Origin of the sequence: [Flexibacter] sp. ATCC 35103 (assembly GCF_001975985.1) — a bacterium.
Lineage (GTDB): Bacteria > Bacteroidota > Bacteroidia > Flavobacteriales > Flavobacteriaceae > Flavobacterium.
Window position 1 is genome coordinate 336506 of the sequence record NZ_MTQF01000007.1, and the last position, 14189, is coordinate 350694.

Consider the following 14189-nt stretch of genomic DNA (forward strand, 5'->3'; position numbering starts at 1 on the left):
TATAATGACAGATGAACAAAAAGCTGTAAAAGCTACTATCTTTAGTATAGTTGGAAATACCTGCCTGGCCCTGATAAAAGGTCTGGCAGGTTTTTTTGGCAATTCTTACGCCTTAATTGCAGATGCGATAGAATCAACAGCGGATATATTTTCGTCTTGTTTGGTTTTATTCGGGATCAAATATTCTAATAAACCGCCAGATGAAAACCATCCTTATGGTCATGGTCGCGCAGAACCTTTAATTACCTTTTTGGTCGTAGGTTTTTTAATTACTTCTGCAACAATTATCGGGTACGAGAGTATTGCAAATATTCAAACCCCACACGGATTGCCAAAATCCTGGACATTATATGTTTTAGGGGCAATTATTGTCTGGAAAGAATACTCGTTTCGTTTGGTGATGAAACGCAGCAAAGAAACAAATAGTTCTTCGCTTGCGGCAGATGCCTGGCACCATAGAAGTGATGCAATTACATCTGTAGCAGCATTTATTGGGATTTCGATTGCGCTGATTATGGGAAAAGGATATGAATCAGCAGATGATTGGGCGGCGCTTTTTGCTGCTTTTTTTATCTTATACAACAGCTATAAAATTTTCAGACCTGCACTTGGTGAAATAATGGATGAAAACCTAAATGATGATTTAGTCGAAGAAATTCGAATTAAATCACTAACCGTAGAAGGTATTTTAGGAACCGAAAAATGTTTCATCCGTAAAGCCGGTATGAAATATCATGTGGATCTTCATGCTATTGTTTCGGCTAAAATTTCAGTAAAAGAAGGACATGATTTGTCACACAGATTACAAGATACTTTAAAAGAAAAAATACCTCAATTAGGCAACGTTTTAATTCATATTGAACCAGATGATTATCACTAAAAATAGGTGCAAAGGTTCAAAGTAGTAAAGGTTTTATATATATTGCGAATCTTTAAAATTTAAATCCGTTTATTCTTTTAAAAGAGTAAACGGATTTTTTTTATTGATCATGTCAGTTCAAGTGAAGTTAAGCTAAGAACGTCTCAAAACATGAACCTTTGTTCCTTTGAACCTTTTAAGTCTTTGAACCTAATCTAGAACATTTAAAATCTTCAACCCCAAAACAACACCATTTTGCTGAATTCCGCCTTGATAAGAATGAACATAATCTAATCTGAATAATTTAAATTTACCAAAGCCCAGATTGTCTAAACCTACGGTAAACTCCGTATAAGGTTTTCTATCCGGAATCGTCAGCGAATGAAAGCCAATATTCATAGTTGATTTTAAGAGGTTCAATAACGGAATTTTATTCATTATAAATCCGGTATCATTATGTTCTAAATGCATTTCAAAATAACTGTCATTTGTACTATTGGCGTAGTATGGCATCAAATTGAAAACATTCAGATAGCGATCACTTGTTCCTATACGTGTTTGATTTCCGTTAAAATGCCTGTAATCAATAAACGAAATATTCTCGGCATTAAAGAACTTTCCTGCTCTTAAGTTCATTCCCAAAATTCCTTTGTTTCCTATTGATAAATCATAAACTACAGAAGCTCCAATGCGTTCAAATTCATATTTTTTCTCACTGGCAGCAAATGCTTTTTCAAAAGCTAAAAATACAGTTGGATATTTATCATCCTTAAAATTATATCTTCCGTCAGGTCTTGAAATGTATTTGTTGCCAAAGTTAATTTGTGTACTTATAGCCGCTTTAAATAAATGATGAGGATCAAATGCAGGAGTAGTAAAATCATTTGGTGCTACAGGATTATTAGATGAATACACATCATCTCTTTTAAAAAAAGAATAATCAGTAGTATTAAAAAGAGGTTTTCTTTGTTCATAAGCTAGTTTTCCAATCAGTTTTACACCATTTAGAATGTCTTGTGAATAATTTACCTGCGCAAATTCCAGGTTATACAATTTCATATAATTGTCTTTAAAAAATAAAGAACTTATAGAATTTATTAGTTTGCTTATAGGTTCAAAGCTGTTAAACTGCGCAACCTTTGTTCCTCCTAAAACCCCAATAGTGGCATAATTTATATTGTTGAATTTATGACTGAATTCACCAACAACCCGAAAACGTTCGTCTGAAAAACCATAATTAAAAGTTGTACTTACAGAAGTGCTTTTTCCTTTTTCTTCATTCCATTTTTTAAACGAGAAACCGGAATCTAAATTAAATCCCTGCACGGTATTGAAGCTTAAAGAAGAGATATTTAATAAACCTTTATAATCAAAAGAATATTTTTTGAACGTATTCTTATAATCATAGCCCATTAAAATGTCTGTAATTTTGAACTTATTATTTTTTGCATCTATCGAATCCGTATATTTTTGAGATTTTCTAATAGTTTGCAGACTGTCTTTTTTAGTATAATCCGTACTTTCTTCAATTGTTAAAGGAATTGGGCGAATTTGATTCCAGAAAGCATCATCTTTTTTATTGGCATTAACTTCAAAAGCCACAATTTCATTTCCAAAGGTTTTCTTTTCAAAAGAGGCAGGAAATTCATAATTTGAATAGACATAGTTGAATTTTCCTGAGAATTTTACACCAAAGATTCCTGCAGTAAAGTCAAGTGTTTGGGCATTTTTTGTCCATATTTTATTTTGTGCATTATAGCTAAAGCTTTGTTTTAGAGTCATTACTTCAGTAAATTCATTTTTCATTCTATACCCTTTTATGTCTAAATCAAGGGCATAAATTGCAAAACTATCGTCGACAATATAAATATAACCTTCGAAAACGGGCTCTTTATCGCGTTTTGGCAACACTTTTATTTTATAAACCTGTTGATTGTTATCATCATAAAAAGTGCCTTCAAGTTTATATTTATAGTAACTAAAAGCATTATCAGCAATAGGAGAGATGAGTTTAACGTCAAAGTCCAGCGTGTTATCATAAAAATCATAAGTCGACAAAGAAGCTGTATTATAACTGTAGCCTTTATTGTTTCCGGAGATTTTAGAAGCAATAATTTTCTCTTTTAATTTATTGGGCTTTTCAAAAGTAATTTTCGAAATAGTTTCAGATAAATATAAAATTCCTGTTCCTGTAGAATCCAGATTTGATGCCATGTCTTCGCCAAGATCGACTTTTTTGCCAAGGATTTTTTTGGGTAAATCCTTGACTTTAAACATTCCTTTCGAATAAAAATCGGCAGTAAATCGGGCAGTTTTATCTGAGTTGTCTTTTTTTTCTGCAATTGCGCTTTTAATAATCGCGTCAGCAGGATTATTTTTAGGATCAATAACAACTTCATTTAATGCAAAGCTTTCTTCAAGCATTTTTACATCGAGCGTAACTATTTTTGAATTATTAGAAACTGCTATTTTTTGAGTTTTGAATCCTAAATACTGAAAAGTGATTTTGTTTTTACCAATTTCTTTTACGTTAAGTTGGTATTTTCCCTGCTCGTTAGAAGTCGTTCCGCTATAAGTATTTTCCTCAAATACAGAAACAAAGGGCAATGGATTGCCTTTTTCATCGGTTATAGTTCCCTTTATTTGGGCAAAATTTGAAATCGAAAAAAATAAAAAGGCGAGTAAAGTATAGTTTTTCATGAAAGTAGTTTCTCTAACAAAAATAGAATAAGTTAAAAATGAGCTTATTAAAAAATTGTTAAAAAAAGACTTACAAGAACGATTGAATCGCTAATTCATAGCTTTTTAATCCAAAACCTAATATAACACCTTTTGCATTTCCGGACAGATAGGATTGATGTCTGAAGCTTTCACGCGCGTAAGTATTCGAAATATGAACCTCGATAACTGGAGTTGTAACCGCTTTTATAGCATCGCCTAAACCTATTGAAGTATGAGTATAAGCTCCGGCATTCAAAATAATTCCGTCATAAGTAAAACCGCATTCCTGAATTTTCCCAATCAATTCGCCTTCAATATTACTTTGGTAATAAGAAAGTTCAATATCCGGGAATTTTGTTTGCAACGTTTCAAAGTAATCTTCAAAAGTTTGACTTCCGTAAACTTCAGGTTCCCTTTTGCCTAAAAGATTCAAATTGGGTCCGTTGATAATGCAGATTTTCATATGATAATTTTGATTTATTTAAATGTAATTGGTTTCATTTTTAGATTTAACCAAAGTATTGGGATGTGTGTAAAAATAAAAAAACCGTTCTAATTAATAGAACGGTTTTTATAAAAGTATGTGATATATTTTTTAGAACAAGAATCCTGCAGAAAGTTGAACTACTGAATTTCTAATATCGGCATTAGAAGAAACATCTGTTAATCCTAAACTATAGCGACCTTGTACAAATATGCTTTTTGTAATTTTTAATCCTAAACCTGCGTTAATAGCAAAATCAAAAGTATTAGCATCTTCGAAATCTACTTTGTTTTTCTGGCTTAATAAAAATGAAGCTTGTGGTCCAACTTCTAAGCTTAATGATTTTGTCATATAGATTTTAGCCATTACAGGAATAGATAAATATGCTAATTCATTTTTGAAATCTTCCTGTGCATCAGCAAATTTGTAAGTTGCTCCCTGAGTAGAATATAAAAGCTCTGGTTGAATAGCGAATTTTTCTAGTAATTTTATTTCTGCAAGAACACCTACGTGATAGCTGGTAATTCCCTCTTTATCAAATGCTACACCTTCTAATGATGCATCTCCAGGCTGGCTAGCAAAGTTAACCCCTGCTTTAACTCCAAATTGTACTAATTGTGCTTGTATCGTAGCTGAAGTTGCGATGAACAGAACAGCTGCTAAAATTATCTTTTTCATAAAAGTGTTTTTTAAAATTTGGTATTTTTTAAATGTTATTTATAGTCAAAACTACAGAATTAGGATTTTATTGTTTTATATTTTGGTTTAAATAATTACTAAATTTCTCATCTTTTTTTGTTTATATTGGTTAATCCCCTCTATTTAAGTAGATTGTTAGAGCTTTAAATAACTCTAAAATAAGTTTAATTAATAAGATTTTTATTTCAAATTTGTTAAAGAAATATTTTCTTTTAATAAGGATATTTTGATGTTTGATTATTTTATATCTGGGATTATTTGATAAAATAACTCAGTTTTATTACAAATTATTTCCTGAAAATTTACTTCATTTAATGTTTATTACTAATTTATTCGCTGTAAAGCAAAATATTTTTTTATAAGTAAAATATTATATTTGATGATAATTTTAATAAAATATATAAAAATGAAAAGAATTTTTTTATCATTAGTTGCAATTATGGCATTTGGATTTGCAAATGCGCAAGAAGGAAATTTTAAAGTTGGAGCACATGTTGGTGTGCCATTAGGTGATGCAAAAGACGGATTTTCTGTTAATCTTGGAGTTGATGTTGCCTATCTTTGGAAGGTTACTGATAAATTTAGTGCAGGAGCAACAACAGGTTACACTACATTTTTAGCTAAAACCTACAGATATAATGATGGTTTTACCTCTTTTGAATTAAAAGGAGATCCCGCAGGTTTTATTCCGGTTGCCGGTACAGCTCAGTATTCTCTAACTAATGATTTGTTTGTGGGAATAGATTTAGGATATGCACTTTATGTGGCAAATGGCAATGAAGGTGGAGGGTTTTTATATCAGCCAAAATTTGGTTATCAAAATCAAAAAATTGAATTGTATGCTGCCTATAAAGCAATCTCTAACGATGTGACATTTTCGTCTGTAAACCTTGGTTTTAATTACAAATTCTAATTTTGGAATTCATTATAAAAAAGAAGCCTTTCCTATTTAGGAGAGTTTTTTTGTTTTTTGTATTTGTTTGATATATAACAAATTAAAATTTTATAGTTTATTTTTAACAGGATTAAGTTTCTAATTACCACTTTATTTGTTAAAATGCAAATAATTTTTTATGAAGTATATTTTTATATTTGTTTATTAAATTTAACCAAAACAAATAAAATGAAAAAGATTATTTTATCTGCGATCGCAGTTATGGCATTTGGATTTACTAATGCACAATCAACAAGATTTGGAGTAAAAGGAGGTCTTAACCTTTCAACAGTTGTTGGAGGAGATGTCGAAGACACTAAATCTTTGGTAGGTTTTCACGTTGGAGGTTTTGCGGAAATCAAAGTTTTTGAAAAATTCTTTATTCAACCAGAGCTTTTATACTCTGCTCAGGGAACTAAATTTGATGGTCCTTTTGGAGAAGATTTCGATACTAAATTGAATTATTTGAACATTCCGGTTCTTGCAAAATACTATATCGTTGAAAAATTTAGTGTTGAGGCAGGTCCGCAATTAGGTATCTTATTATCAGCTAAAGCAGATGGTGAAGATATTAAAGATTATACAAGATCAGTAGATTTTGGTTTCAACATAGGCGCAGGATATAATTTTACTGATAATCTTTCAATTGGACTTCGTTATACTATTGGTTTATCTCCTATTTCTGATAAAGATATTGATAATGAAGATGATTATTATGACAGTGCTAAAAATAGTAATCTTGCATTGTCTTTAGCTTATAAATTCTAAAAAAATAGTTTTATAAAAATTGAAAGCCTTCCAAATATGGGAGGCTTTTTTCAATATAATTAGTTAACAATAATTTTATTTTAACACAATTAATGTAACTATTAAATTATTTGTTAAAAAACAAGTCCTTTTTTTCTTTCTATAGTTTTATATTTGGCCATTAATTTAACCATAAAACAATAAAATGAAGAAGATTATTTTATGTGCTATTGCAATAATGGCATTCGGGTTTACAAATGCTCAAAAAACTAGATTTGGAGTAAAAGGCGGTCTTAACATTGCGACTATAGGTGGTGTTGATGATGCTAATGCATTGGTAGGTTTTCAATTAGGTGGTTTTGCTGAAATCAATATTTGGAAAAAATTATATATTCAGCCAGAACTTTTGTTTTCTGCTCAAGGAGCTAAATTTGATGGGTATGGTGCTGAGCGTGACTATACCGTAAATTTAAACTATATCAATGTTCCTGTAGTTGCTAAATATTATATTACAAAACAATTTAGTGTTGAAGCTGGACCACAACTTGGATTTTTAGTTTCAAGTAAAAATATTGAAGATGAAAAATCAGTTGATGTTGCCTTTAATTTAGGAGCAGGATATAATTTTACAGATAATTTTTCTGTAGGAGCTCGTTATACTATTGGTTTATCTAATGTTTATGATTACCATGATCGTTATGATGGTTATTATTATGACAATAGATATACAAACAATGTTTTGGCTTTAACTGCTGCATATAAATTCTAATCTATATTTTTTAGATATTTTAAAACCTTCCCTAATCCGGAAGGTTTTTTTATGCCTGAAAATGTTTTACTTTGTAAGTATGAATTGGGACAGATATATAAAAGATTATCAATCGTATTTGCGGATCGAAAGAGGAATGTCTAAAAACACAATCGAAAATTACAGTTTTGATATTGAGAGATTGTGTCTTTTTTTAGAAACAAATCAAATTGAAGTTTCGCCTTTGAAAATTACAGATGAAACCGTGCAGGATTTTATATATGCTGTAGCGAAAGAGGTAAATCCGCGTTCGCAGGCGAGAATTATATCAGGTTTAAAAAGCTTTTTTAATTACCTGATTTTTGAGGATTATAGAAATGACAGCCCTCTTGAATTAATCGAAACTCCTAAAACGGGACGAAAATTACCGGATACTTTATCTCTTCAGGAAATTGATGCCCTGATTGCTGCTATTGATCTGAGCTCAAATGAAGGCGAAAGAAATCGGGCCATGTTAGAGACTTTATACGGTTGCGGACTTCGGGTTTCAGAGTTGGTTACACTCAAAATTTCTGATTTGTTTTTTGATGAAGGTTTTATAAAAATTACCGGAAAAGGAAATAAAGAACGTTTTGTTCCAATTGGGAAATTGACCCAAAAATACATACAGATTTATCAAAAGGAAGTTCGGGTACATCTCAATATTAAAAAAGGACATGAAGATACTTTGTTTTTAAACCGAAGAGGTAATCAGCTTACACGTGCAATGATTTTTACGATTATAAAAGATCTTGCCGTAAAAATAAATCTGCATAAAAACATCAGTCCGCATACGCTGCGCCATTCTTTTGCAACACATTTACTTGAAAATGGTGCAGATCTAAGATCGATTCAATTAATGTTGGGTCATGAATCTATAACTACGACTGAAATTTATGTACATTTAGACAGAAGTTTCTTAAAAGAAGTAATGCATTCGTTTCATCCAAGAAAATAATTTTTGATGTAAATATCTCATTTTAAGTGAATATTTAATATATTGTGTGATATTTTGTATTATTCAGGAAATATAAAAATATGAATTTGGTCTTTTTTTATTCTTTTTGTTGAGATATTATTTTGAATAATTGATTCTGCATAAAAATAAGTAATGTATGGTTTTTGATTTATATGGAAATGAGGATTGCTTAGAGGTGAATAATTTTTATAAAAAGTTGTTTGCAGAAATGCCTGATTTACTTTTTCAGTTTGTAATCGATTGCGATAATAATTATACTTTTCCCCTTGTCAGTAAATCGGCTGATGAAATTTTCGAGCTTAGCGCTGAAATGTTTTCCTCTGATCCTAAACTCATAATTTTTGAGAGGATTTATGCTCAGGATCGTGATTTCTTTTTTGAATCTTTAGTAAAAGCCCGCAAAGAAGTAAAACCATGGCATGTTGAATTTAGGGCTGTTTTACCTAAAAAGGGATTGCGCTGGTTTAAGGTTTCTTCGAAAACCGAATTATCTGAAGATGGTTGTGTTAGTTTTTACGGGCATGTGTCTGATATTACAGAACTAAAAGATAAAGAAGAAAAACTTCGTATATCCGAAGAACGATTTCAATTTGCCCTGGATGCATCTACTGCCGGAATTTGGGATTGGGATATGGTCACGAATAGGGTTTTCTATTCTTCATTGTCATTAAAAATTTTAGAATTAGATTCAAATGATGTAGTCGATGATCCGGAACGCTGGGATAAGATTGTTCATCCTGATGATCTGCCCAAATACTATTCTGATATTCAGGAACATTTTGAAAACAAAATTCCTTACTACGAAAATTACCATCGCGTAATGACTTCAAGCGGAAATTATAAGTGGATTCTTGATCGTGGAAAAGTCATCAGGAGAGATGAAAATGGTAAGCCATTACGTGTAATCGGTATGCATACAGATGTTTCTTTGCAGAAGGAAAAAGAGTTGGAGCTTCTGAAAACTATGAAATTATACAGCGATCAAAATAGCCGACTGGTTAATTTTTCGCATATCGTTTCGCACAATCTAAATACTCAGGCTGGTAATATTAAGTCGATTCTGGATTTTATAGACGCTGATGTTGATAAACAAACCGTTGATGAAATGTTAGAGCATTTAAGAACTGTTTCTAACGATTTGAACGATACAATTACAAATCTAACTCAGATTGTAAAAACACAAAGTAATATTAATATTGCTGTTGTTCCTTTAAAATTATGTGATTATATCGAAAAAACAATCTCGACGATTAAAGGATTTGATAAACAAAAGAATGTTAAGATTATAAATAATGTTCCCAAATATCTCACGGTGAATTTTAATCCTGCATATATGGAAAGTGTTTTGCTGAATTTTGCAACAAATGCCATAAAATATGCGCATCCTGATCGTGATCCAATTATTGTATTTGATTTTGGAATTGAACCAGAAGGTTTTAAATCGTTAAAAATTACAGATAATGGTTTAGGGATTGATCTTACTATTTATGGTGATTTATTATTTGGGATGTATAAAACATTTCATAAGCATCATGAAGCCCGCGGAATAGGATTGTATATTACCAGAAATCAAATTGAAGCCATGAAAGGAAGCATTTCTGTAGAAAGTGAAGTTGGAGTAGGGACGAGCTTTAAAATTGTCTTTAATGATATCTAAAATAATATTCAAAACCGTATTTGCAAAAAAACAACAAAGGCTATCCGTTAAGATAGCCTTTGTTGTTTATATAAGTTTGAGATTACTTGGCAATATTAACCGCTCTTGTTTCTCTGATTACAGTAACTTTTACCTGACCTGGATAAGTCATTTCGGTTTGAATTTTTTGTGAAATTTCGAAAGATAAGTTCGCTGCATTATCATCAGAAACTTTTTCGCTTTCTACAATTACACGAAGTTCTCTACCGGCCTGAATTGCATATGCATTTTTTACACCGCTAAATCCGTAAGCTACTTCTTCAAGATCTTTCAAACGTTGAATGTATGAGTCTAAAACCTGACGTCTTGCGCCTGGTCTTGCACCTGAAATAGCATCACAAACCTGAACGATTGGAGAAAGTAATGATTTCATTTCGATCTCATCGTGGTGAGCTCCAATTGCATTACACACTTCTTCTTTTTCGCCGTATTTCTCCGCCCATTGCATACCTAATAATGCGTGTGGTAAATCGCTTTCAGTGTCTGGAACTTTACCAATATCATGAAGTAAACCTGCTCTTTTAGCCAGTTTTACATTTAAGCCTAATTCAGCTGCCATGATACCACAAAGCTTAGAAACTTCTCTGGAGTGTTGCAATAAGTTTTGTCCGTAAGATGAACGGTATTTCATTCTACCAACAACTTTTATCAATTCAGGATGTAAACCGTGAATTCCTAAGTCGATAACAGTACGTTTACCAACTTCAATAATTTCATCGTCAATTTGTTTGGCTGTTTTGGCAACAACTTCTTCAATTCTGGCAGGGTGAATACGTCCGTCAGTTACTAATTTGTGCAATGACAAACGAGCGATTTCTCTACGAACCGGGTCAAAACAAGAAAGGATAATAGCTTCTGGTGTATCATCAACAATGATTTCTACTCCGGTTGCAGCTTCAAGGGCTCTAATGTTACGACCTTCACGACCAATGATTCTACCTTTTACATCGTCAGACTCAATGTTAAATACTGAAACGCAATTTTCAACTGCTTCTTCAGTTCCAACTCTCTGGATCGTATTGATGATAATTTTCTTCGCCTCTTGCTGTGCAGTAAGTTTCGCTTCTTCAATAGTATCCTGAATATGCGACATAGCTTTGCTTTTAGCTTCGGCTTTTAAACCTTCAACCAATTGCTCTTTTGCTTCCTCTGCAGAAAGTCCTGAAATTACTTCAAGCTGTTGCAATTGACTTTTGTGTAATTTGTCAACTTCAGCTTGTTTTTTATCTAAAACTTCAATTTTGTTATTGTATTCATTTGTTTTAGCTTCAAAATCATCATTCACTTTTTTAGCTTTTGATAATTCATTCGAGATTTGAGATTCTTTATCACGAACTCTTTTTTCTACTTCTGCTACTTTTTTGTCTCTGGCAAGAATAACTTGTTCGTGCTCTGATTTTAATTCAATGAATTTTTCTTTTGCCTGAAGAATTTTATCTTTTTTAATGTTTTCAGCTTCTAAATTAGCATCTTTTAAAATGGAAGAAGCTTCTTTTTTTGCATTTTTGATTAAGTTAGAAATATTGCTTTTTTCGATAATTTTAGCGATTGCAAAACCTGCCGCAATCCCTATAATACCTGAAATAATGATCGTTATGATGTCCATGTTTGTTAAAATTTATATATAAAAAAAGCCTACATTAATTGCTTGAATAAACTCGTAAAGACAAGTTTTGAGCTAACTCACTGTTCAAGTTTCCCCAATAAAATCGGGGCATACTATAGTAGCGAAGATTCACTCACTTTAATTTGTTAGTGTTGAGTTTACCAATTGTGAACTAATGTAGGCAGTATCTTAGTTTCTGTAAAGAACGTTTAATTTTCGAGATATTGATCTAATAGCGAATTTAATCTTTTAATTCTTTCAATGGTTTCTTCGCCATCGATTGCGTTATCAATTTGTTTTTGTTCGACTTGTGATGCAAATTGCAAGGCACACATAGCCAGAACATCTTGTTTATCACGAACCGCGTAACTTTCTTCGAATTGCTTGATCATAGCATCAATTTTTTTAGAAGCACTTCTAAGTCCTTCTTCCTGAGCTGGTTCAACCGTTAAAGGGTAAACTCTGTCTGCGATTGATATTTTAATTCTAAGCTTTCCGTCCATGTCTTTCTAGTCTGATAGTTGTGCTATACAGTAGTCAATTTCGCGAATTAATGAATTTATTTTAAGCTTTGTCTCTCTCTTGTTATTGTCGCTGCCAAGCAACGAATTGGCTATCTTAAGTGTATCATATTGCTTCTTCAAAGCTTCCATTTCTTCAGATTGTTTCTGGATAATTTGCGCAGCTTTGGCTAGTTCTAATCTTAAAACCTGATTGTTTTTCTCTAAACCTTTTGACTTCTCAAAAAGCTTTTCGACTTTATATTCAAGAGTATCAATTATTTCTGCAATTACACTCATTGTAAATCCTATTCATTACTTAATCATACAAAGTTAGTATTCCTTTTTATTAATGCAATTTTTTATCGATTTTTTTACATTAAAAATAACCAAATAAATGAAATTCAATCAATTGTATTTTTGTAGCTTTTTCCTCGTTTTTGGCTTCATATTTTTTTATCTTAGCAAAAATGTTGTTTATGAAATTCTCTTTACTCACCCTGTTTTTTTGCCCTTTTATTTTTGCACAAACCCAATATCCTAAGGAAGATTTTCGTGCTCCGCTTGATATTCCGATGCAGCTTTCCGGTAATTTTGGGGAGTTAAGGCCTAATCATTTTCATGCAGGTTTCGATTTAAAAACGAATCAAAGAGAAGGATTAAGTGTACACGCAATTGCTGATGGATATGTTTCGAGAATAAAAATTTCAACTTTCGGGAATGGTAAATGCATTTATATTACACATGCAAACGGATATACTTCGGTTTACGGTCATTTGCAGACTACCGTTGGTGAAATTCAGGATTATGTAACTAAAGCGCATTATAAAGAGCAGTCGTATGAAATAGAAATGTTTCCTAAACCTTTTGAACTTCCGGTTACAAAAGGACAAATAATTGCACTTTCCGGAAATACAGGTTCATCAGAAGGGCCTCATTTGCATTTCGAAATTCGTGATACTAAAACCGAGTTTGTAATAAATCCAATATTTTTCGGGTTTGATAAAGAGATAAAAGATACTAAAAAACCTACCGTTTCAAGTGTGTATGTTTATCCGTTAGAGAATTCTACGGTCAATCAGTCTAAGTTGCCTTTGTTGTTAAATCTAACGCTTCAAAAAGACGGGACATATTTAGCTGGCAAAGTAAAGGCGAACGGAAAAATTGGTTTCGGAATTTCGGCTGTAGATTTTGATGATGTTTCGTTTAATAAAAATGGTGTTTTTAATGTTTCAACCTTTTTTAACGGAAATCAAAATTACAACTACCAATTCAATACCTACTCATTTGATGAAATGAGGTATATTAATGCATTCATTGATTATGCAAAATATAAAAAATCAGGTCAACGTGTTCAGAAACTCTTTATGAAAACGCCTTTTGCCTTAAGTATTATCAAAACAGATTCTCTTCGCGGAATTATTCCGGTCGAACCAAATCTGGCTTCTACATACCGAATTGAAGTTTCGGATTATTTTGGTAATTTGAGCTCAATTACGGTTCCAATTGAATATGATCCGGCAACTCCAATTATCAATGCAGAACCTGTAGCGTCAAAATATTTTATAAAAACAAATAAAGACGCCAATTTCGAAAAAGATAATATGTCTGTATTTTTTCCTGCAGGAACCTTTTACGATGATTTTAATTTAAATTTTGATGTAAAGAATAATCGTATTTATATTCATGACGATACCGTTCCTGTTCATTCTAATTTTACCATTACAATAAAAGACAGCCTTTATCTGGAATCATTAAGGGATAAACTTTTTATAGGCAGGCTTACTGGTAATAATGCCAGTTATAATGGTACCATAAGAAAGGGAGATGTTTTTACTGCAAAATCTAAAATATTGGGCCAGTTTGGGTTGGTCTTGGATACCATTGCACCAACTATTAAAATTGCAAAACCTATTGAAGGAAAGTGGATAAGTGATCAGAAAAAAATTGAGTTTACGATTAATGACAGTTCATCAGGGATTAAATCCTATAATGGATACTTAAACGGAAAATGGATTTTGTTTGAATATGAAAATAAAACCAGGAAAATCACCCATACTTTTGATGATTCGATTGTTGCCGAAGGAGCAAATGATTTAAAAATTGAAGTTGTTGATAATGTAGGTAATTCTGCTATCTTTGAAACTCATTTTTTTAGAAGCCAACAAAAATAAAAC

Annotated in this window: 13 protein-coding genes; 7 read left to right on the forward strand and 6 right to left on the reverse strand. The window is 31.8% G+C overall.

What is annotated here, in order from left to right:
* Nucleotides 1-4 precede the first annotated feature (4 nt).
* Entirely contained in the window at nt 5-880 is an 876-nt protein-coding gene (locus BXU01_RS16765; RefSeq protein WP_083694238.1) for a cation diffusion facilitator family transporter, read from the forward strand.
* 189 nt (nt 881-1069) lie between these two features.
* Here BXU01_RS16765 and BXU01_RS16770 read toward each other — a convergent pair whose 3' ends face one another.
* The 3 genes from BXU01_RS16770 to BXU01_RS16780 all read right to left on the reverse strand — a co-directional run bounded on the left by BXU01_RS16770 (nt 1070) and on the right by BXU01_RS16780 (nt 4742).
* Complete coding sequence (locus tag BXU01_RS16770) at nt 1070-3559, reverse strand: DUF5686 and carboxypeptidase regulatory-like domain-containing protein (protein ID WP_083694239.1); 2490 nt, start codon at nt 3557-3559, stop codon at nt 1070-1072.
* 70 nt (nt 3560-3629) lie between these two features.
* The gene (gene aroQ / locus BXU01_RS16775) at nt 3630-4043 is read right to left on the reverse strand and encodes a type II 3-dehydroquinate dehydratase (protein ID WP_083694240.1); all 414 of its coding nucleotides are present in this window, start codon (nt 4041-4043) and stop codon (nt 3630-3632) included.
* Nucleotides 4044-4175: 132 nt separating this feature from the next.
* Nucleotides 4176-4742, reverse strand: coding sequence for a porin family protein (locus BXU01_RS16780; RefSeq protein WP_083694241.1), 567 nt, complete (start codon nt 4740-4742; stop codon nt 4176-4178).
* A gap of 427 nt (nt 4743-5169) precedes the next feature.
* Between BXU01_RS16780 and BXU01_RS16785 the strand changes: the two genes are divergently transcribed.
* The 5 genes from BXU01_RS16785 (at nt 5170) to BXU01_RS16805 (ending at nt 9867) form a co-directional block, all read left to right on the forward strand.
* Complete coding sequence (locus BXU01_RS16785; protein ID WP_083694242.1) at nt 5170-5676, forward strand: hypothetical protein; 507 nt, start codon at nt 5170-5172, stop codon at nt 5674-5676.
* Between the two features lie 210 nt (nt 5677-5886).
* Complete coding sequence (locus BXU01_RS16790) at nt 5887-6465, forward strand: porin family protein (protein WP_083694341.1); 579 nt, start codon at nt 5887-5889, stop codon at nt 6463-6465.
* Nucleotides 6466-6649: 184 nt separating this feature from the next.
* Nucleotides 6650-7213: a porin family protein gene (locus BXU01_RS16795; RefSeq protein WP_083694243.1), complete on the forward strand. Its 564-nt coding sequence runs from the start codon at nt 6650-6652 to the stop codon at nt 7211-7213.
* A 79-nt stretch (nt 7214-7292) separates the two neighbouring features.
* Nucleotides 7293-8189 (forward strand): site-specific tyrosine recombinase XerD, encoded by an 897-nt coding sequence (gene xerD / locus BXU01_RS16800; protein WP_083694244.1) that lies wholly within the window; start codon nt 7293-7295, stop codon nt 8187-8189.
* A gap of 157 nt (nt 8190-8346) precedes the next feature.
* Nucleotides 8347-9867, forward strand: coding sequence for a PAS domain-containing protein (locus BXU01_RS16805; protein ID WP_083694245.1), 1521 nt, complete (start codon nt 8347-8349; stop codon nt 9865-9867).
* Nucleotides 9868-9949: 82 nt separating this feature from the next.
* Here the strand turns inward: BXU01_RS16805 and rny are convergent, their stop codons facing one another.
* From rny to BXU01_RS16820, 3 genes are all read right to left on the reverse strand, one after another.
* On the reverse strand, nt 9950-11512 hold the full coding sequence (gene rny, locus BXU01_RS16810; protein WP_055091880.1) for a ribonuclease Y: 1563 nt from the start codon (nt 11510-11512) through the stop codon (nt 9950-9952).
* Nucleotides 11513-11721: 209 nt separating this feature from the next.
* Entirely contained in the window at nt 11722-12015 is a 294-nt protein-coding gene (locus BXU01_RS16815) for a cell division protein ZapA (RefSeq protein ID WP_012022231.1), read from the reverse strand.
* A gap of 6 nt (nt 12016-12021) precedes the next feature.
* Nucleotides 12022-12312, reverse strand: coding sequence for a hypothetical protein (locus BXU01_RS16820; protein WP_055091878.1), 291 nt, complete (start codon nt 12310-12312; stop codon nt 12022-12024).
* Between the two features lie 179 nt (nt 12313-12491).
* Here BXU01_RS16820 and BXU01_RS16825 point away from each other — a divergent pair, with 179 nt between their 5' ends.
* Complete coding sequence (locus tag BXU01_RS16825) at nt 12492-14186, forward strand: M23 family metallopeptidase (RefSeq protein WP_083694342.1); 1695 nt, start codon at nt 12492-12494, stop codon at nt 14184-14186.
* Nucleotides 14187-14189: the final 3 nt, after the last annotated feature.

What these genes read in the sequence shown, in the direction of transcription:
- BXU01_RS16785 (WP_083694242.1), top strand. Translation starts at nt 5,170, where the DNA reads ATGAAAAGAATTTTTTTATCATTAGTTGCAATTATGGCATTTGGATTT.
- BXU01_RS16825 (WP_083694342.1), top strand. Translation starts at nt 12,492, where the DNA reads ATGAAATTCTCTTTACTCACCCTGTTTTTTTGCCCTTTTATTTTTGCA.
- rny (WP_055091880.1), bottom strand. Translation starts at nt 11,512, where the DNA reads ATGGACATCATAACGATCATTATTTCAGGTATTATAGGGATTGCGGCA.
- aroQ (WP_083694240.1), bottom strand. Translation starts at nt 4,043, where the DNA reads ATGAAAATCTGCATTATCAACGGACCCAATTTGAATCTTTTAGGCAAA.
- BXU01_RS16820 (WP_055091878.1), bottom strand. Translation starts at nt 12,312, where the DNA reads ATGAGTGTAATTGCAGAAATAATTGATACTCTTGAATATAAAGTCGAA.
- BXU01_RS16805 (WP_083694245.1), top strand. Translation starts at nt 8,347, where the DNA reads ATGGTTTTTGATTTATATGGAAATGAGGATTGCTTAGAGGTGAATAAT.
- xerD (WP_083694244.1), top strand. Translation starts at nt 7,293, where the DNA reads ATGAATTGGGACAGATATATAAAAGATTATCAATCGTATTTGCGGATC.
- BXU01_RS16765 (WP_083694238.1), top strand. Translation starts at nt 5, where the DNA reads ATGACAGATGAACAAAAAGCTGTAAAAGCTACTATCTTTAGTATAGTT.
- BXU01_RS16790 (WP_083694341.1), top strand. Translation starts at nt 5,887, where the DNA reads ATGAAAAAGATTATTTTATCTGCGATCGCAGTTATGGCATTTGGATTT.
- BXU01_RS16780 (WP_083694241.1), bottom strand. Translation starts at nt 4,742, where the DNA reads ATGAAAAAGATAATTTTAGCAGCTGTTCTGTTCATCGCAACTTCAGCT.
- BXU01_RS16795 (WP_083694243.1), top strand. Translation starts at nt 6,650, where the DNA reads ATGAAGAAGATTATTTTATGTGCTATTGCAATAATGGCATTCGGGTTT.
- BXU01_RS16815 (WP_012022231.1), bottom strand. Translation starts at nt 12,015, where the DNA reads ATGGACGGAAAGCTTAGAATTAAAATATCAATCGCAGACAGAGTTTAC.
- BXU01_RS16770 (WP_083694239.1), bottom strand. Translation starts at nt 3,559, where the DNA reads ATGAAAAACTATACTTTACTCGCCTTTTTATTTTTTTCGATTTCAAAT.